This is a genomic window from Pseudomonas sp. S2_C03 (genome assembly GCF_054668405.1).
In genome coordinates, this window is record NZ_CP162766.1 from 3,351,516 (window position 1) to 3,369,983 (window position 18,468).

12 protein-coding genes are annotated in these 18,468 nt (G+C 61.3%); 3 read left to right on the forward strand and 9 right to left on the reverse strand.

The annotated features are described in order from the left end of the window. Window positions 1–122 precede the first annotated feature (122 nt). The 9 genes from AB4N64_RS15465 to leuC all read right to left on the reverse strand — a co-directional run bounded on the left by AB4N64_RS15465 (window position 123) and on the right by leuC (window position 11,289). Entirely contained in the window at window positions 123–746 is a 624-nt protein-coding gene (locus AB4N64_RS15465; RefSeq protein WP_460116740.1) for a phosphoribosylanthranilate isomerase, read from the reverse strand. Window positions 747–809: 63 nt separating this feature from the next. Then, window positions 810–1,634, reverse strand: coding sequence for a tRNA pseudouridine(38-40) synthase TruA (gene truA / locus AB4N64_RS15470; protein ID WP_460126765.1), 825 nt, complete (start codon window positions 1,632–1,634; stop codon window positions 810–812). 269 nt (window positions 1,635–1,903) lie between these two features. After that, window positions 1,904–4,549: a FimV/HubP family polar landmark protein gene (locus AB4N64_RS15475; RefSeq protein ID WP_460116742.1), complete on the reverse strand. Its 2,646-nt coding sequence runs from the start codon at window positions 4,547–4,549 to the stop codon at window positions 1,904–1,906. Between the two features lie 208 nt (window positions 4,550–4,757). Further along, window positions 4,758–5,768 (reverse strand): aspartate-semialdehyde dehydrogenase, encoded by a 1,011-nt coding sequence (locus AB4N64_RS15480; protein ID WP_460116744.1) that lies wholly within the window; start codon window positions 5,766–5,768, stop codon window positions 4,758–4,760. Window positions 5,769–5,991: 223 nt separating this feature from the next. After that, the gene (asd, locus tag AB4N64_RS15485; RefSeq protein WP_175377544.1) at window positions 5,992–7,104 is read right to left on the reverse strand and encodes an aspartate-semialdehyde dehydrogenase; all 1,113 of its coding nucleotides are present in this window, start codon (window positions 7,102–7,104) and stop codon (window positions 5,992–5,994) included. Window positions 7,105–7,172: 68 nt separating this feature from the next. Next, complete coding sequence (gene leuB / locus AB4N64_RS15490) at window positions 7,173–8,255, reverse strand: 3-isopropylmalate dehydrogenase (RefSeq protein WP_460116745.1); 1,083 nt, start codon at window positions 8,253–8,255, stop codon at window positions 7,173–7,175. Window positions 8,256–8,306: 51 nt separating this feature from the next. Then, the gene (locus tag AB4N64_RS15495) at window positions 8,307–9,074 is read right to left on the reverse strand and encodes a class I SAM-dependent methyltransferase (protein ID WP_460116746.1); all 768 of its coding nucleotides are present in this window, start codon (window positions 9,072–9,074) and stop codon (window positions 8,307–8,309) included. 141 nt (window positions 9,075–9,215) lie between these two features. Next, on the reverse strand, window positions 9,216–9,860 hold the full coding sequence (gene leuD, locus AB4N64_RS15500) for a 3-isopropylmalate dehydratase small subunit (protein ID WP_460116748.1): 645 nt from the start codon (window positions 9,858–9,860) through the stop codon (window positions 9,216–9,218). Window positions 9,861–9,870: 10 nt separating this feature from the next. Beyond that, the gene (gene leuC, locus AB4N64_RS15505) at window positions 9,871–11,289 is read right to left on the reverse strand and encodes a 3-isopropylmalate dehydratase large subunit (protein WP_460116750.1); all 1,419 of its coding nucleotides are present in this window, start codon (window positions 11,287–11,289) and stop codon (window positions 9,871–9,873) included. Window positions 11,290–11,437: 148 nt separating this feature from the next. Here leuC and AB4N64_RS15510 point away from each other — a divergent pair, with 148 nt between their 5' ends. From AB4N64_RS15510 to AB4N64_RS15520, 3 genes are all read left to right on the forward strand, one after another. Further along, window positions 11,438–12,328, forward strand: coding sequence for a LysR family transcriptional regulator (locus AB4N64_RS15510; protein WP_460116752.1), 891 nt, complete (start codon window positions 11,438–11,440; stop codon window positions 12,326–12,328). A 65-nt stretch (window positions 12,329–12,393) separates the two neighbouring features. After that, on the forward strand, window positions 12,394–15,672 hold the full coding sequence (locus AB4N64_RS15515; protein ID WP_460116754.1) for an EAL domain-containing protein: 3,279 nt from the start codon (window positions 12,394–12,396) through the stop codon (window positions 15,670–15,672). 521 nt (window positions 15,673–16,193) lie between these two features. After that, window positions 16,194–18,467, forward strand: coding sequence for a nitric-oxide reductase large subunit (locus tag AB4N64_RS15520; RefSeq protein ID WP_460116756.1), 2,274 nt, complete (start codon window positions 16,194–16,196; stop codon window positions 18,465–18,467). Window position 18,468: the final 1 nt, after the last annotated feature.

Below are 18,468 nucleotides of genomic sequence, written 5' to 3' on the forward strand. Positions count from 1 at the left end.
GCCGGGTCAGTGAAGAGACCAGCGTGCAACCCATCAATCCTCAGCCTTGCCTGCCTGTCTGCTGCATGCAGCGTGGCGCAGTGCATTTTGGGACGGCGGCAGTCTGCCAGCCGTCACATCCACTACCTGCTGCCGCGTACCGCTTCAATGAATGCCCGGATCTTTGCGTGATCCTTGATGCCCCTGCTGGCCTCTACCCCACCGCTGACATCCACGGCGTATGGCTGAACCCGTGCAATCGCTTCGGCGACGTTATCCGGCGTCAGGCCACCTGCCAGGATGATCGGCTTGTTCAAGCCTTTAGGTATCAAAGACCAGTCGAACGCTTCACCGGTTCCACCAGGAACGCCCTCGACATACGCATCGAGGAGAATGCCGCTGGCGTTCGGAAAGGCCCGACAGGCTGCGGCGATGTCATCACCGGCCTTGACCCGCAGTGCCTTGATGTAGGGTCGATGCCAGCACTCACAGTCGGCGGCGGGTTCGTCGCCATGGAACTGCAGCACGTCCAGCGGCACCGCATCGAGCAACTCGCCCAACTCGCAGTGGCTGACGTTGACGAACAACCCCACGGTGGTCACGAACGGCGGCAGTGCCTTGATGATGTCGCGTGCCTGCTGAAACGTCACGGCGCGGGGGCTACCTGGGTAAAACACGAATCCGATCGCATCCGCCCCGGCCTCGACCGCCGCCAACGCATCTTCTATGCGGGTAATCCCGCAAATCTTGCTGCGAACGGCTGACATGTCGATAAAACCTCAGGGGAAATCCGGGAAAGTCCCGGATGGTAGCAAATGCATTCGAGGGCGTCAGCCGTCAAGTTCGGTGAAACCGGTCAGGAAGTGTGGGCCGATGTAACGCTCGGGCAATTCAAACTCGTCCCGGTACTCGACCTGCACCAGGTACAGCCCGAACGGATGAGCTGTTACCCCGCCCGAACGGCGGATGCGGCTGTCCAGCACCTCTTTCATCCACTCCACAGGACGCTCGCCAGCACCAATGGTCATCAGCACGCCAGCGATGTTGCGCACCATGTGATGCAGGAAAGCACTGGCGCGGATGTCCAGCACGATCATTTTGCCGTGACGCGTGACACGCAGGTGATGCAGTTCCTTGATCGGCGACTTGGCCTGGCACTGTCCGGCGCGGAAGGCGCTGAAGTCGTGGGTGCCGACCAGGTATTGTGCGGCCTCGGCCATGCGCTCGACGTCGAGCGGGCGATGATTCCAGGTGATCTCTTCGTTCAGGTGTGCCGGGCGAATCTGATCGTTGTAGATCACATAACGATAACGCCGGGCAATGGCCTTGAACCGCGCATGGAAATGCGCCGGCATGACTTTGGCCCAGGAAACGCTGACGTCATGGGGCAAATTGATGTTGGCGCCCATGACCCAGGCTTTCATCGACCGCTCGACCTGCGTGTCGAAGTGCACCACCTGACCGCAGGCATGCACACCGGCATCCGTACGTCCTGCGCAGAGCAGTGACACCGGTGAGTCGGCGACTTTGGACAGCGCGTTTTCCAGGGTTTCCTGCACGGTGAGCACACCGGAGGCCTGGCGTTGCCAGCCACGAAAACGCGAACCCTTGTATTCAACGCCCAGGGCCACGCGAAAAAAGCCCTCGGCCGCCATTTCGGCCGCTGGGTTATCTATATTTGCCAAGAAGTGAAGCCTGCTGATGTACGCAAAGGCGGGCATTATAAGGCGGTCGGATTGGCTGGTCTGTTTTTTATGCGGTGACTGTTCAATCGCCATCGCGGGCAAGCCCGCTCCCACATCTGGAATGCGCCCCCTGTAGGAGCGGGCTTGCCCGCGATGGCGGCAGGATGAGCGCAGCGGTGAGGGGCACAAACAAAAACGGCAGCCTCAATGGGCTGCCGTTTTCGATGCTACGCAATCACTCAAGCCAGACGTGAAAGCATTTCCCTGGCTTCGCTCTTCTGACCGTCGTTTCCTTCGGTCACGACTTCGTTGAGGATGTCCCGGGCACCGTCGGCGTCGCCCATGTCGATGTAGGCCTGTGCCAGATCGAGCTTGGTGGCAACTTCATCGGTGCCGGAAAGGAAGTCGAATTCCGGCTCGTCCGCTGCGGAAGCCATGGCATCCTCTGCGGTGAAGGTCGGTTCGCTCATGCTTTGGGACAGGCGATCGAGCTCGGCGTTGACATCATCCAGCTCAGCAGCGAAGGCGTCCGGCGCGTCCATTTCATCGGCCAGCGACAGATCGAAATCAGACGGCAGCTCCAGATCGTCCAGCAGCACTTCAGGCGCAGCCGGCGCGTCAGCGACAGGCAAGTCCTTGAGGTCATCATCCAGGCTCAGCAGGAAATCGTCTTCGGCCAGCGTGGCAGGCGAAGGCTCGGCCCCCAGATCCATGTCCAGATCGAAGTCTGACAGGTCATCGAGGTTTTCCTTGATTTCGGTCTGCTGCTGCAAGACCGATTCGAAGCTCAGGTCGTCTTCCGCCGGGAACTCATCCAGTTCCCCCAGCACTTGCGGTTCTGGCTCCAGCGCTGGCGCCGCCGCTACCGGGATGTCCAGATCGTCCAGGCTCAGATCGAACGCGCTGTCGAGGTCGTCATCGCCAAGCGCCGGCTCTTCGGCCGCCGGCTCGTCCATCAGGAGGTCCTTGACGTACTGCGCATCCAGCTCGGCCGCGACGGCGGCAGCCGCCAGGCCACCGGCCGCCACCACTGCCATGGCCGGGAAGCGGCTTTTCAGCTCTTCGACACGGGCGAAGTTCTCACCGTTGGCCACCAACTGGCGCTCCTGGCCGACGAATGCATCACGATCGCCCTGCTGGCCATAGACTTCCATCAACTTCAGGCGCAGGTCACTGCGCTGAGGTTCCTGCTTGATGCCGTCTTCAAGCAACGCTGCAGCCTGATTCAAACGGCCAGCAGCCATGTGCGACTCAGCCTTGTTGAGTACATCGTCATCGTGTTCGCCAGCCGGCGCCACCAACGGCGCAGCAATCGGCGGCGTCACCACGACCGGCGCGATCACCGGAGCAGGAGCAGGGACCGGCGCAGGGGTTACAACAGGCGCCGGAGCTGGCGCAGTGGCGAGCTTGACGCTGGCTGCAGGCACTTCCAGGCCTTCGAAGCTGCTTTCCGGCAGGTCCTGATCGAAATTCATGTCCTGTTCTTCAGACAACGCCCGGGCCATGCGCAGGTGTTTCTCGGCTTCCTGCTGGGCCTTGCGACGACGCGCCAGCAACAGCAACAACAGGGCCAAAATCACCGCACCGCCACCGATCAGGCCCAACAGCACCGGATTGGTCAGCAAGTCGTTGAATGCCTGGTCGTCCGACGCCGCAGGCGCTGGCTCGACCGGTGGCTGCGCCGGAGCGGTTTCGGCGGCTGGCGGGGCTGGCGTTGCCGGTGCGGCTGGTGCAGGCGTCGGGCTCGGGGTCAGCTCGGCCGAAATGACCGGCGCCGTGGCGATTGCGCCTGCGGGGGCAGCAGGTGCGGCTTCAGGCGCTGCCGCCCCCCCTGCTTCCAGCTTGGCCAACTGGTTGTTCTTCAATTCGATCAGGCGCTGCAACTTGTCCATCTGACTTTGCAGGTCTGTGATGCGGCTCTTCAACTCGGCATTGTCACGACGGGTCGTATCCAGGCTTTCCTGGGTCACGGCCAGCTTGTTGCCGATGGCCTTCGCATCACCCGCACGACCCTTGCCGTTGGCTTTTCCGGTCTCGGCGGAGACCAGGCTCAGATTGTCCTTGGCCGCTTGCGCGGGAGCGCCGTCACGACGACCGCGATTGGTTGCATCGAGCTGCTGCTGGCCGGTGCCAGGCTTGGCGACATAACGACGCCCCTGACGCCATGCGGCGTTCTGGGCAGCAACCTCAGCGACGGCCTTGGGTTGCGCCACGCTGGTGCTCTGGGTCTGGTCGGGCAGACGCAACACCTGGCCGGTTTTCAGCAGGTTGATGTTGCCATTGATGAAAGCGTCGGGGTTCAGCGCCTGGATGGCCAGCATGGTTTGCTGGATCGAGCCGCCATTGCGGGCCTTCGCTGCAATTTCCCACAGGGTATCGCGCGGCGTGGTCGTGTACTCGCCCGGTTTGCTGGCACCGGTCACGGGGGCCGTGACGGACTGGGCGGGAGCTGGCTGCGCAGCCGCATCAGCGGCTTGCGGGGAGAACTTGGACGGATCGAGCAAGACGCTGTAATCGCGCAGCAGGCGACCATTGGGCCACATCACCTGAACCAGGAACTTCACCATCGGTTCGGAAAGCGGCTTGCTGGAGGTCACGCGCAGGACACTCTTGCCACTGGCGTTGATAACTGGCGTGAAGCTCAGATCATTGAGGAACGCCTGGCGGTCGACACCGGCCTTGGCGAAATCTTCCGGCGAGGCCAGGCTTGGCACCACTTCGGCAGCGGTGAGTTCCTTGACGTCGAGCAACTCGATTTCCGCCACCAGCGGCTGGTTCAGCGACGACTTCAGGGTCAACTCCCCGAGCCCGAGCGCATGCGCCATACCGGAGGACAGCGCCGAGGCGGCCGCTATTGCTAACACCAGTTTGCGAACTTGAACCATAGCCTCATCCTTTGTCTGAACATTCCTCGGCCAGCGAGAAGGTGTTGATTGTCGCTGCCGTAAGGCATTGCGCGCGGCGGCGAAGGGTCGCCGCGCGCGATCATTTCTTTCATGCCCCGGAAAGCCCCGCAGGGTGACTCGCCTTCAGCAATCCGGCGAAGCCATGTGCTCGCCAGGAATCATTTTGCAAATTGTCGCCAAGTATCTTTTACAGCAGGTCTTTTATCAACAATTCAGCCACCTGCACAGCATTGAGCGCCGCGCCTTTGCGTACGTTATCTGACGTCAGCCACACATTAAGTTCCGACGGGTCGTCGATTCCCGCCCGGACACGACCCACGTAGACCACATCCTGCCCTACCGCGTCGCCGACCGGTGTCGGGTAGTCGCCGGCTTCCACCAGCTCGATCCCCGGAGCGTCTTCCAGTGCTTGGTTGACTTTCACCAGGTCCACAGCGCTGGCTGACTGCAAGGTCACGCTAAAGCTATCGCCAAAAAACACCGGGGCTTGAATGCAAGTGGCGGAAATCTTTAATAAAGGCAGCGCCATGACCTGGCGCAGCTCGCGCACCAGGCGTTTTTCCAGCAACGTATGGCCCGAATCATCCGGCTTGCCGACCTGCGCCAGCAGGTTGAACGCCATCTGCCGATCGAAGAATTTCGGCTCCAGCGGGCGCATGTTCAGCAGCTCGGCGGTTTGCCGGGCCAACTCAGTGACCGCTTCGCGCCCCTGATCGGAGACCGCCAGACTGCCCGTCACGTGGACCCGTTGCAGGTCGAGCACGTTGAGCAATGGCGCCAGCACCACGGACAAGATGGTGGCCGATGGGCTCGGGCTACTGACCAGGAAAGGCTTTTTCAAACCAGCCAACACCTCGGCATTGGCTTCGGGCACCACTTGTGGCGCCTGATCAGCCGGCAAGGCGCCGGACAGATCGATGACCGAGCAACCGGCCGCCACCGCCCGCGAGGCAAAACTCAGGCTGACTGCCGGGCCGGCCGCAAAGAACACCAGTTGCACCTTGCTGAAGTCGAATTCATCGACTTCCCGCACCCGCACGTTCTTGCTACGAAACATCACCGAACTGCCGGCGGATTCACTACTGGCCAGCAGATGCAGGTTGCCGACGGGGAAGTCGCGCTCTTCGAGAATCTGTACCAGCGTTTCGCCGACGGTACCGGTGGCGCCGATCACGGCGATGTCAAGGGTCTGGGTCATGGTCTGCCTCTGGCGAAACGGGGGGAGCGGCACTTTACCGGGTGGGTGGGATGCAGGCAATTTCTGCTGGGGCCTGCGTTGATTGTACCGGCCTCATCGCGGGCAAGCCCGCTCCTACAGGTACGGTGGTGCACTTGTGAGAGCGATGGGGCCGTTGCGGACAACCCAAAATAAAAAACCCGCACCTCTCACAAGGCACGGGTTCTTTCATTGCATCAACCGATCAACGCTCGAGCAGGATCCGCAGCATGCGACGCAGCGGCTCGGCAGCGCCCCACAACAGCTGGTCGCCGACGGTGAAGGCACCCAGGAACTGCGACCCCATGTTCAGCTTGCGCAGACGCCCAACCGGGATGTTCAGGGTGCCGGTAACCTTGTTCGGGCTCAGCTCCTGGATGCTGACATCGCGGTTGTTCGGCACCAGCTTGACCCAAGGGTTGTGCTGGCTGATCAGGCCCTCGATGTCGGCCATCGGTACGTCTTTGTTCAGTTTGATGGTCAGCGCCTGGCTGTGGCAGCGCATGGCGCCGATCCGTACACAGATGCCGTCCACCGGGATCGGGCTCTTGAAGCGACCGAGGATCTTGTTGGTCTCGGCCTGGGCCTTCCACTCTTCTCGGCTCTGGCCGTTTGGCAGTTCCTTGTCGATCCACGGGATCAGGCTGCCCGCCAGCGGTACACCGAAGTTTTCGGTCGGGTACGCGTCGCTGCGCATGGTTTCGGCGACACGACGATCGATGTCGAGGATCGCGCTGGCCGGATCGGCCAGTTGATCGGCGACGGACGCGTGGGTCGCGCCCATCTGCTTGATCAGTTCACGCATGTTCTGCGCGCCGGCACCGGACGCCGCCTGATAGGTCATGGCGCTCATCCACTCGACCAGACCGGCCTCGAACAGGCCGCCCAGGCCCATCAGCATCAGGCTGACGGTGCAGTTGCCGCCGATGTAGTTCTTGGTGCCTGCGTCGAGCTGCTGGTCGATGACCTTGCGGTTCACCGGGTCCAGCACGATCACCGCGTCATCCTGCATGCGCAGGCTGGAAGCGGCATCGATCCAGTAACCCTGCCAGCCGGCTTCGCGCAGCTTGGGGAATACTTCGCTGGTGTAGTCGCCACCCTGGCAGGTCAGAATCACGTCGAGGGTTTTCAGCTCTTCAATGCTGTAAGCGTCCTTGAGCGGAGCAATGTCCTTGCCCACGGACGGGCCTTGGCCGCCGACATTGGAAGTGGTGAAAAACACCGGCTCGATAAGATCGAAATCCTGCTCTTCCAGCATCCGCTGCATGAGCACGGAACCGACCATACCGCGCCAACCGATCAGACCTACACGTTTCATCGCAACTACACCTTCTTGAAAAGTGGACCGCTGCTTTCGGGGGTGAAAGTGGCAGCGGGCCCGAGAGATTACAGATTCCGCAGCGCGGCGACTACTGCGTCACCCATTTGCTGCGTACCGACTTTGGTACAACCGGCCGACCAGATGTCGCCCGTGCGCAGGCCCTGGTCCAGGACCAGGCTGACGGCTTTTTCGATGGCATCGGCGGCGGCCGACTGATTGAAGCTGTAACGCAGCATCATCGACACCGACAGAATGGTTGCCAGCGGGTTGGCAATGCCCTGCCCCGCGATATCCGGCGCCGAACCGTGGCACGGCTCGTACATGCCCTTGTTCTCGGTGTCCAGGGACGCCGAGGGCAGCATGCCGATGGAGCCGGTGAGCATCGAGGCCTGGTCGGACAGGATGTCGCCGAACATGTTGTCGGTGACGATTACGTCGAATTGCTTCGGCGCCCGCACCAGTTGCATGGCGGCGTTGTCGACGTACATGTGGCTCAACTCGACTTCAGGATAATCCTTGGCCACCTGCTCGACAATTTCACGCCACAACTGGCTGGACGCCAGGACGTTGGCCTTGTCCACCGAACACAGCTTCTTGTTGCGCACCATGGCCATGTCGAAACCGACACGGGCAATGCGGCGGATTTCGCTTTCGCTGTAAGGCAGAGTGTCATAGGACTGACGCTCGCCGTTTTCCAGCGTGCGGGTACCGCGTGGCGCGCCGAAGTAGATGCCGCCGGTCAGCTCGCGAACGATCAGGATGTCCAGGCCCGAGACAATTTCCGGCTTCAGGCTGGAAGCCTCTGCCAGTTGCGGGTACAGGATCGCCGGACGCAGGTTGCCGAACAGGCCCAGTTGCGCACGGATTTTCAGCAGGCCGCGTTCAGGGCGGATGTCTCGCTCGATGGTGTCCCATTTCGGTCCACCCACGGCGCCCAGCAACACCGCGTCGGCGGCACGGGCACGCTCCAGGGTTTCATCGGCCAGCGGAACGCCGTGCTTGTCGATGGCGGCGCCGCCGATCACATCGTGGCTCAGTTCGAAGTCCAGGCTGTACTTGTCGTTGGCCAGTTCCAGCACCTTGACCGCTTCGGCCATGATTTCCGGACCAATACCATCGCCTGGGAGAATCAGAATCTGCTTGCTCATGCTTTCCTCATGTCATCAGTCGGTGCGCCCGCAGGCGCGCCCGGAAAAATTCTATCGTTCGGCCATCAGGACCAGGACATCGGTACTGAAAGAGCCATCGGCGTCAATCTCGAAATACTCGCGCACTTCAGTGCCCATCGACTGCTGCAATTCGCGGATCGCCGCGCGCATCACTTGCGGTGTGCGCATGCGCTCCACCCAGGAGCTGTATTCCAGGCGCAGGCGCTGACGCGTGGTGCTGCGGGTGTGCAACCCCGCCTCACTGACCTGGCGCAACCACTCACCGGCGGAATAATCACGCACGTGACTGGTGTCGCGCAGTACTTCGACGCTTTGCAGGTAAGTGTCGAACAACGGACTGCCCGGTGACAACACATCGATGAACGCCGCCACGCCACCCGGCTTCAATACCCGGCGCACTTCGCGCAGGGCCAGGCCCAGATCGCTCCAATGGTGCGCCGAATAACGGCTGAACACGAAATCGAATTCGCCATCGGCGAACGGCAGGTGCTCAGCGGCGCCACGCACCGTGGAAATATTGCTCAAACCACGATCGACCGCCGCAGCGGCGACCACGTCGAGCATTTGTTGCGACAGGTCGTAGGCCACCACGTCCCCGGCCAGCGGTGCCACGTGAAAACTCACGTGGCCAGCGCCGCAACCCAGGTCCAGGACCCGGGCCGCGCCCTTCCCCGCCAGTTCAGCCTGTAGCAGTGCGAATTCGGTGCCTTGAGCGTGGACGGCACTGCTCAGGTAAGCCGCAGCTTGCTCACCGAATTGATTCTGGACTACCTGGCTGTGCTGGGGGGTGCTGGTCATGGGGACTTCCTTTCTGGGGTGAGTCTTGTGTTGCCTGTACCGGCCCCTTCGCGGGCAAGCCCGCTCCCACAGGGTTTGTGGTGCTCATAAAACCTGTGGGAGCGGGCTTGCCCGCGATAGGGCCGGCCCTGACTACATCATTTACGCATCACGAAACAACCAAGGCTGGCTCGCCCGGTGCTTGGCTTCGAACGCCGCAATCGCATCGCCGTCCTGCAAGGTCAGGCCGATATCGTCCAGGCCGTTGAGCAGGCAGTGCTTGCGAAACGCATCGATTTCAAAACTCAGCACCTTGCCATCCGGGCGAGTCACGGTCTGGGTTTGCAGGTCGATCTGCAATTGGTAACCCGGATCGGCTTCGACCTGCTTGAACAGCTCATCGACTTCCTCGTCGCTCAGGATGATCGGCAGCAAGCCGTTCTTGAAGCTGTTATTGAAGAAGATGTCGGCGTAGCTCGGCGCGATGATGCTGCGGAAACCGTACTCTTCCAGGGCCCATGGCGCGTGTTCACGGCTGGAACCGCAACCGAAGTTCTCGCGGGCCAGTAATACGCTGGCGCCCTGGTAGCGCTCGGCGTTGAGGACGAAGTCCTTGTTGAGTGGGCGCTTGGAGTTGTCCTGGTACGGCTGGCCGACATCCAGGTAACGCCATTCGTCGAACAGGTTAGGACCGAAGCCGGTGCGCTTGATCGACTTCAAGAATTGTTTCGGGATGATCTGATCGGTATCGACGTTGGCACGATCCAAAGGCGCGACAAGACCAGTGTGCTGGGTAAAGGCTTTCATGCTGCGCTCCTCAGATCAATTCACGGACGTCAACGAAACGACCGTTCACCGCCGCCGCAGCGGCCATGGCCGGGCTCACGAGGTGGGTACGGCCACCCGCGCCCTGACGGCCTTCGAAGTTACGGTTGGAGGTCGAGGCGCAGTGCTCGCCCGACTCCAAACGGTCCGGGTTCATCGCCAGACACATCGAGCAACCCGGCTCACGCCATTCGAAACCGGCTTCAAGGAAAATCTTGTCCAGGCCTTCGGATTCGGCCTGCGCTTTCACCAGCCCAGAGCCCGGCACGACGATGGCCTGCTTGATGGTGGAGGCTACTTTGCGGCCCTTGGCGATCACCGCCGCAGCACGCAGGTCCTCGATCCGCGAGTTGGTGCACGAACCGATGAACACACGGTCGAGCTGAATGTCGGTGATCGCCTGATTGGCGGTCAGCCCCATGTACTTCAATGCGCGCTCGATGGAACCACGTTTAACCAGGTCAGCTTCCTTGGCCGGGTCCGGCACGTTCTGATCAACAGCCAGGACCATTTCCGGCGAAGTGCCCCAGCTGACTTGCGGCTTGATCTGGGCGGCGTCGAGCTTGACGACGGTGTCGAACACGGCATCGGCATCGGACACCAGGTCTTTCCAGGCCTCGACGGCCAAATCCCACTCCGCGCCTTTCGGGGCGAACGGACGGCCCTTCACGTAGGCCACGGTTTTTTCATCGGCGGCCACCAGGCCAACGCGTGCGCCGGCTTCGATGGACATGTTGCAGATGGTCATACGGCCTTCGACCGACAGATCGCGAATGGCGCTGCCCGCGAATTCGATGGCATGGCCGTTACCGCCGGCGGTACCAATCTTGCCGATCACGGCAAGGACGATGTCCTTGGCAGTGACGCCGAACGGCAAAGTGCCTTCGACCGACACCAGCATGTTTTTCATTTTCTTGGCGACCAGGCACTGGGTGGCGAGCACGTGCTCGACCTCGGAAGTGCCGATACCGTGAGCCAGGGCACCAAAAGCGCCGTGGGTCGAGGTGTGGGAGTCGCCGCAGACCACGGTCATGCCCGGCAAGGTCGCGCCTTGCTCCGGACCGATGACGTGGACGATGCCCTGGCGGACGTCGTTCATCTTGAATTCGACAATGCCGTATTCATCGCAGTTATCGTCGAGGGTCTGGACCTGCAGACGCGACACCTGGTCGGCAATCGCTTCGATGCCGCCCTTGCGCTCCGGCGTGGTCGGTACGTTGTGGTCCGGGGTCGCGATGTTGGCATCGATGCGCCAAGGCTTGCGCCCGGCCAGACGCAGGCCTTCGAACGCTTGCGGTGAGGTCACTTCATGGATGATGTGACGATCGATATAAATCAGCGCAGAGCCATCGTCGCGCTGTTTGACCAGGTGCGATTCCCAGAGCTTGTCGTAGAGCGTTTTGCCGGCCATCAGACGGTTTCCTCATCAGCTTGTTTCTATGCCCTGGGTTTATTTGATTTCAATAACCCTTTGGCTTGTGAGGCTGATGCTATGGGGTTAGATTAAATAACTCAAATTCATATTTTTTATGCTTTGGATAACCAACTGGAATACACCCATGGATCTCGCCAACCTGAATGCATTTATTGCGATTGCCGAGACTGGCAGTTTCTCCGGCGCTGGTGAACGGCTGCACCTGACGCAACCGGCGGTGAGTAAACGTATTGCCGGCCTGGAGCAGCAATTGAACGTGCGTCTGTTCGACCGACTGGGCCGGGAGGTCGGTTTGACCGAGGCTGGCAGGGCGTTGCTGCCGCGCGCTTATCAGATCCTCAATGTGCTGGACGACACCCGCCGCGCCCTGACCAACCTAACTGGCGAAGTGACCGGTCGCCTGACCCTGGCCACCAGTCACCACATCGGCCTGCACCGCTTGCCACCCCTGCTGAGGGAGTTCACCCGGCGTTACCCGCAAGTGGCGCTGGATATTCAGTTCCTCGATTCGGAAGTGGCCTACGAAGAAATTCTGCATGGCCGCGCCGAACTGGCGGTCATCACGCTGGCGCCGGAACCCCACACATTGGTCAAGGCCACGCCGGTCTGGGATGACCCGCTGGATTTCGTGGTCGCCCCGGAACATTCACTGATCAGCAACGGCGCCGTGAGCCTGGCGGATATCGCCCTGCACCCGGCGGTATTCCCCGGCGGCAACACCTTTACCCATCACATCGTCCAGCGGCTGTTCGAAGCCCAGGGCCTGACACCCAACATCGCCATGAGCACCAACTACCTGGAAACCATCAAGATGATGGTCTCGATCGGCCTGGCCTGGAGCGTCTTGCCGCGCACCATGCTCGACGATCAGGTAGCGCGCATTCCTTTGCCGGGCATACAACTCACTCGCCAGCTAGGCTATATCTTGCACACCGAACGGACGCTCTCGAACGCAGCGCGGGCCTTCATGGCCCTGCTGGATGCACAAATCGATCTGCCAGGGACTCAAGGCTGACTTGTGCTACTCCTATAGAGCCGCGAGAGCCTGTGCCCAACGCCAATTCAGCCTAAGGCTTGCCAATGCCCAAATCTGTTGACCGTATTCCACCCATGCCACGTATCCAGGCGCTTGACCCCAAACAGTCGGAGCAAAGCTGGGAGAGCGCACCGCAGTTGCTCGCCGCCCTCAACGGTGCACGCCTGGGCGCCTGGTACTGGGACATCGAGCGCGGACAGATCAGTTGGTCACGGGGGACCCAGGCTTTGTTCGGCTTCGACCCTCACCAGCCCCTGCCCGACGACCTGGAATACCTCGACCTGCTCCCGCTTGAGGACCGCGCCAAGACCATCCGCGCGTTCCACGCCGTAATCGCCGGCGCACCGCTGGAGCAGGCGATGCACCACCGCATCCGCTGGCCCGACGGCAGCCTGCATTGGCTGGAGATCAACGGCAGCCTGCTACCGGACAAACACGGCAGGCCCCGAATGATCGGAGTGATTCGCGAAATCACTCACCAGCGCCAGCGCGAGCAGGCGCTGAGCAGCTCGGAAAAACGCTTCGCGACACTCTTCCACCTGTGCCCGAACATGGTTTTGCTGACGCGCCAGGACGACGGCCTGATCACCGAGGCCAACCAGTATTTCGAAAGCCTGTTCGGTTGGCCGGTGCAAAACGCGATTGGCCGCACGACGGTCGAACTGGGCCTGTGGGTGCACCCGGAGCAGCGGGAAAAACTGGTCAAGGCAACCAAGGCCAAGGGCGAACTGATCAGCATGGAAGTGCAGTTTCGCGCGAGCAACGGTCAGATCCACGACGGCATCCTCAGCGCGCAGAAAGTCGAACTCGAAGGCCAGCCCTATCTGCTCAGCACCTTCCTCGACACCACCGAGCGCAAGGCGGCCGAACTCGCCTTGAAAGACAGCCAGGAACGCCTTGACCTGGCGCTGGATTCGGCGCAACTGGGCACCTGGGACTGGCACATTCCCAGCGGCATGCTTTACGGCTCGGCGCGGGCCGCGCAATTGCACGGCCTGGAAGCCAAACCCTTCCATGAATCGTTCGAGGATTTTTTCGAAGGCGTGCCCGGCGAGGAACGTGACAGCATGCGCGACGCCTATCGCAGCCTGCGCGAAGGCCCGGCCGGCAACTATCAACTGACCTACCGCGTGCAACTCGAGGACGGTTCATCGCGCTACCTGGAAAGCCGCGCCCGCCTCTACCGCGATGAAAACGGCGCGCCTCTGCGCATGGCAGGCACCTTGCTGGACATCACCGATCAGGTTGAGCGCGAACAGAAGCTCATCACCTCTGAAGAGAAGTTCGCCACCCTGTTTCAGGTCAGCCCGGACCCGATCTGCGTCACCCGCCAGGACACCGGCCAATTCATCGAGATCAACTCCAGTTTCACCCAGACCTTTGGCTGGAGCACGGCCGAGGTGATTGGGCGCAGCGCCGACGAAATCGGCCTGTGGGACGCCTCGAGCCAGAGTCAGCGACGGATCGAACAAGTGGTCCGCGAACAGGGCCTGAACAACGTGGCCATCCTGGTCAGGCATAAAAACGGCCAGTCATTGACGTGCGTGATTTCCAGCCGCCAGATCAGTGTCGGCGACCAGCCCTGCATCGTCACCACGTTGCGCGACATCACCCAGCAGCAACGCTCGGAAGCGGCGCTCAAGGCCAGCGAAGAGAAATTCGCCAAGGCGTTTCATTCCAGCCCTGATGCCATCACCATTACCGAACGCGATACCGGGCGTTATCTGGAGGTCAACGACGGTTTCTGTCGCCTGACCGGCTACCGCTCCGATGAGGTGGTCGGCCGCACGGTGTACCAGGTCGGTATCTGGGCCGAAGAAAAACAACGCTCGGCGCTGCTCGCCGAATTGCAGATCAAGGGCCGGGTACACCACCAGGAAATGCTCGGGCGCAACAAGCGCGGCGAACTGCTCACGGTCGAGGTTTCGGTGGAGCCGATCACCCTCAACGAAACGGCCTGCCTGCTCCTGACCGCTCGCGACGTCAGCCTGCTGAAAAATGCCGAGGCGCAGATCCGGCACCTGGCCTATCACGACCCGTTGACCAACCTGCCGAACCGCGCGTTGCTGATGGACCGCCTGAGCCAACAGATCGCTCTGCTCAAGCGCCACAACCTGCGCGGGGCGCTGATGTTCCTCGACCTTGACCACTTCAAGCACATCAACGACTCACTGGGTCATCCGGTTGGCGATACGGTACTGAAAATTATCACCGCGCGCCTGGAAGCCAGCGTGCGCATGGAGGACACCGTTGCGCGCCTGGGTGGCGATGAATTCGTGGTGCTGCTCAGTGGCCTCGAAGGCACGCGCAATGAAGTCTCGGCCCAGGTCCGCGAGCTGGCCGATACCATGCGCGAACTGCTGTCGGAACCGATGTTCCTCGACGGCCAGCGACTGCAAGTCACGCCAAGCATCGGCATCGCGCTGATCCCCGATCACGGCTCGACCCCGACCGATCTGCTCAAGCGCGCGGACATCGCGTTGTATCGGGCCAAGGATTCAGGGCGCAACACCGCGCAGATGTATCACAACACCATGCAGAAGGCTGCCAGTGAACGCCTGCGCATGGAAACCGACTTGCGCCTGGCCCTTTCCCGGGGCGAATTCGATGTGCATTTCCAGCCCCAGGTCGACGCGCGTGACAATCGCATCGTCGGTGCAGAAGCACTGGTGCGCTGGAATCACCCGGAACTGGGTGCGCAGTCCCCCGCCGAATTCATCAAGGTGCTGGAAGACAGCGGCCTGATCCTCGAAGTCGGTACCTGGATCGTCGACGAAGCGTGCAATGCCTTCCGGCAATTGATTGCCAAGGGCCTGGTCAACCCCTTGCAGTTCAGCCTGTGCGTGAATATCAGCCCACGGCAGTTCCGCCAGAATGACTTCGTCGAGCGTATCGAGCACAGCCTGACCAGTCACAACCTGCCCTACTCGATGCTGAAACTGGAAATCACTGAAGGCATCGTCATCCAGAACCTGGAAGACACCATCAGCAAAATGCGCCGACTGAAAAAACTCGGCGTCAGCTTTGCCATGGATGACTTCGGCACCGGTTACTCCTCGCTGACCTACCTCAAGCGCCTGCCGGTGGACACCCTGAAAATCGACCAGTCGTTCATCCGCGACGCCACCACCGACCCCAACGACGCCGAGATCATCCGCGCCATCGTCGCCATGGCCCGCAGCCTGGAATTGAAGGTCATTGCAGAAGGTGTCGAAACGCCGGAGCAGCTGCAGTTTTTACAGGGGCTGGGTTGCCACCTGTATCAAGGCTACCTGCATAGCCAGCCGTTGCCGGTGGAGGCGTTCGAGCGGTTGTTGCGCTAAACCCTGTAGGAGCGAGCTTGCTCGCTCCTACAGGGATAGGGGTTCTCCCATACCTGCGTATGAATCCCTCAAACCTACACATGACGCCACTGACCCTGCGTACAAATGACGCCGCACCGCCCACCCCGTAGATTTAATCCCACGTCGGCGGCGTGCCTCCCCCGCACCGCCACTGACTGATCGCCAACAGTCGATCGCCCTCCCTGCAATACCCCGGCCCACCCTTCCCGATCACAGGGCCGGTTTTTTTGCGCCCGCATACCGGTTATGCGGGCGCTTTTTTTGTAGGTCATAACGACCAGGATGCAGTCAATGTGACCGCAACCGTAACGAGTCATTTGGACTCCAGACTGGCAGTCCGACCCGTAAAACCTGGTCATTGCGTTCGGCACGAGTCTTGATAGGGCTACGCCCAAATGCCGAACGTCAACATCAAGGAGCTGATATGCACCGCAACACCGATCCGACAGCGATGACGCTGCCGCGACCCCCACACAACCCCGTTCAGATGGAGGTGCTCCATGGGTGAATACCGCAAATTATGGTGGTCGCTGATAGGCGTCCTTGGCGTGACGTTCTGCCTGCTGGGCTGGTTCGGTCGCGAGATCTACCGACAGGCTCCACCGATCCCCGAACAGGTGCAGAGCGTCGATGGCACCACGCTGTTTCGCGCCGACGACATCCTCGACGGCCAGACCGCCTGGCAGAGTATCGGCGGCATGCAGGTGGGCTCGATCTGGGGTCACGGTGCCTACCAGGCGCCCGACTGGACCGCCGACTGGCTGCATCGCGAATTGCTCGCCTGGCTGGACCTGGGGGCGCAACAGCGTTTCGGCAAGGCCTACAGCCAGATCGATGATGATCAGCAGGCGCTGCTGCGCCACCAGCTCAAGCGCGAGTATCGCGGCAACCGGTTGGTGAATGGCACGCTTGTGCTCAGTGAGCGACGCATCCAGGCCATCGCGAAAACCGCTGCCTACTACCACGCCCTGTTCAGCAACGATCCATCGTTGCATGGCAGCCGTGAAAGCTTCGCGATGAAAGAGAACACCCTGCCGGACGCCGCCCGGCGCGAGCAATTGACGCAGTTCTTCTTCTGGACCGCCTGGGCGGCCGCCACCGAGCGTGACGGCCAGGCCGCTACCTACACCAACAACTGGCCGCACGAGCCGTTGATCGACAACAATCCCACAGCCGAGAACATGGCCTGGTCGATTGTGAGCATCGTCGTACTGCTGGCCGGCATCGGTTTCCTTGTCTGGGGCTGGGCGTTCCTGCGCAAGCACGAAGAAGGCGAACCCACGGTTCCTGCGCAGGACCCGTTGAGCCTGATCAAACTGACGCCATCGCAAAAGGCCCTGGGCAAATATTTGTTGCTGGTGGGCGCGCTGTTCGGCTTCCAGGTGCTGATGGGTGGCGTGACCGCGCACTACACGGTCGAGGGCCAGGATTTCTACGGCCTGCCCTTGTCGAAGTGGTTCCCTTACTCGCTGACCCGGACCTGGCACCTGCAGAGCGCGATGTTCTGGATCGCCACGGGCTTCCTCGCGGCGGGGCTGTTCCTGGCACCCTTCATCAATGGCGGCAAAGACCCCAAATACCAGAAGCTCGGGGTCGATGTGCTGTTCTGGGCACTGGTGCTGGTGGTGGTCGGCTCGTACACCGGCAACTTCCTCGCCATCGCGCAACTGATGCCCGCCGAGTGGAGTTTCTGGCTCGGCCATCAGGGTTACGAATACGTGGACCTGGGGCGTCTGTGGCAGATCGCCAAGTTCGCCGGCATCGTGTTCTGGCTGGTGCTGATGTTGCGCGCGATGGTGCCTGCCCTGCGCCAACCGGGCGATAAAAACCTGCTGGCGTTACTGGCCTGCTCGGTGATCGCCATTGGGCTGTTCTATGGCGCGGGCCTGTTCTACGGCGAGCGCACCAACCTGTCGGTCATGGAATACTGGCGCTGGTGGGTGGTCCACCTGTGGGTTGAAGGCTTCTTCGAAGTGTTCGCCACTACTGCGCTGGCCTTCATCTTTACCAGCATGGGTCTGGTATCGAAACGGCTGGCAACTACCGCGACCCTGGGCTCGGCTTCGCTGTTCATGCTTGGCGGCGTTCCCGGCACCTTCCACCACATTTATTTTGCCGGCACCACCACACCGGTGATGGCGGTGGGCGCGACCTTCAGCGCACTGGAAGTGGTCCCCCTGATCCTGCTGGGTTATGAAGCCTGGGAAAACTGGCGTCTGAAAGAGCGTGCGCAATGGATGGCGCGGATTCGCTGGCCATTGCAGTTCTTCATCGCCACGGCGTTCTGGAACATGTTGGGTGCCGGCGTGTTTGGCTTCCTGATCAACCCACCGATCTCGCTCTATTACATCCAGGGCCTGAACACCACGCCACTGCATGCGCACGCCGCGTTGTTCGGAGTTTACGGCTCGCTGGCACTGGGCTTCTGCCTGTTGATCCTGCGTTACCTGCGGCCAAACCTCGAGTTCAATGATCGCCTGATGCGCACGGGCTTCTGGTGGCTTAACGGCGGCCTGGCGCTGATGATTTTCACCAGCCTGCTGCCAGTCGGCATCCTGCAGTTCTACGCCAGTGCCAGCCAAGGCCTGTGGTACGCCCGCAGCGAGGAGTTCATGCAACAGGATCTGCTGCAAACCTTGCGCTGGATCCGCACCTTCGGCGACATCGTGTTCCTGATCGGCGCGTTTGCGGTGATCTGGCAAATCGCCGGCGGGCTGCTGTTTTCGTCTCGCCATCCGCGCGCCGTGAACGCGCAGACGATCGGCCAGCGTTAAC

Bases quoted from the DNA above. Each gene is read 5' to 3' on its own strand.
- AB4N64_RS15465 (WP_460116740.1), bottom strand. From the start codon at position 746: ATGTCAGCCGTTCGCAGCAAGATTTGCGGGATTACCCGCATAGAAGAT.
- truA (WP_460126765.1), bottom strand. From the start codon at position 1,634: ATGGCGGCCGAGGGCTTTTTTCGCGTGGCCCTGGGCGTTGAATACAAG.
- AB4N64_RS15475 (WP_460116742.1), bottom strand. From the start codon at position 4,549: ATGGTTCAAGTTCGCAAACTGGTGTTAGCAATAGCGGCCGCCTCGGCG.
- AB4N64_RS15480 (WP_460116744.1), bottom strand. From the start codon at position 5,768: ATGACCCAGACCCTTGACATCGCCGTGATCGGCGCCACCGGTACCGTC.
- asd (WP_175377544.1), bottom strand. From the start codon at position 7,104: ATGAAACGTGTAGGTCTGATCGGTTGGCGCGGTATGGTCGGTTCCGTG.
- leuB (WP_460116745.1), bottom strand. From the start codon at position 8,255: ATGAGCAAGCAGATTCTGATTCTCCCAGGCGATGGTATTGGTCCGGAA.
- AB4N64_RS15495 (WP_460116746.1), bottom strand. From the start codon at position 9,074: ATGACCAGCACCCCCCAGCACAGCCAGGTAGTCCAGAATCAATTCGGT.
- leuD (WP_460116748.1), bottom strand. From the start codon at position 9,860: ATGAAAGCCTTTACCCAGCACACTGGTCTTGTCGCGCCTTTGGATCGT.
- leuC (WP_460116750.1), bottom strand. From the start codon at position 11,289: ATGGCCGGCAAAACGCTCTACGACAAGCTCTGGGAATCGCACCTGGTC.
- AB4N64_RS15510 (WP_460116752.1), top strand. From the start codon at position 11,438: ATGGATCTCGCCAACCTGAATGCATTTATTGCGATTGCCGAGACTGGC.
- AB4N64_RS15515 (WP_460116754.1), top strand. From the start codon at position 12,394: ATGCCCAAATCTGTTGACCGTATTCCACCCATGCCACGTATCCAGGCG.
- AB4N64_RS15520 (WP_460116756.1), top strand. From the start codon at position 16,194: ATGGGTGAATACCGCAAATTATGGTGGTCGCTGATAGGCGTCCTTGGC.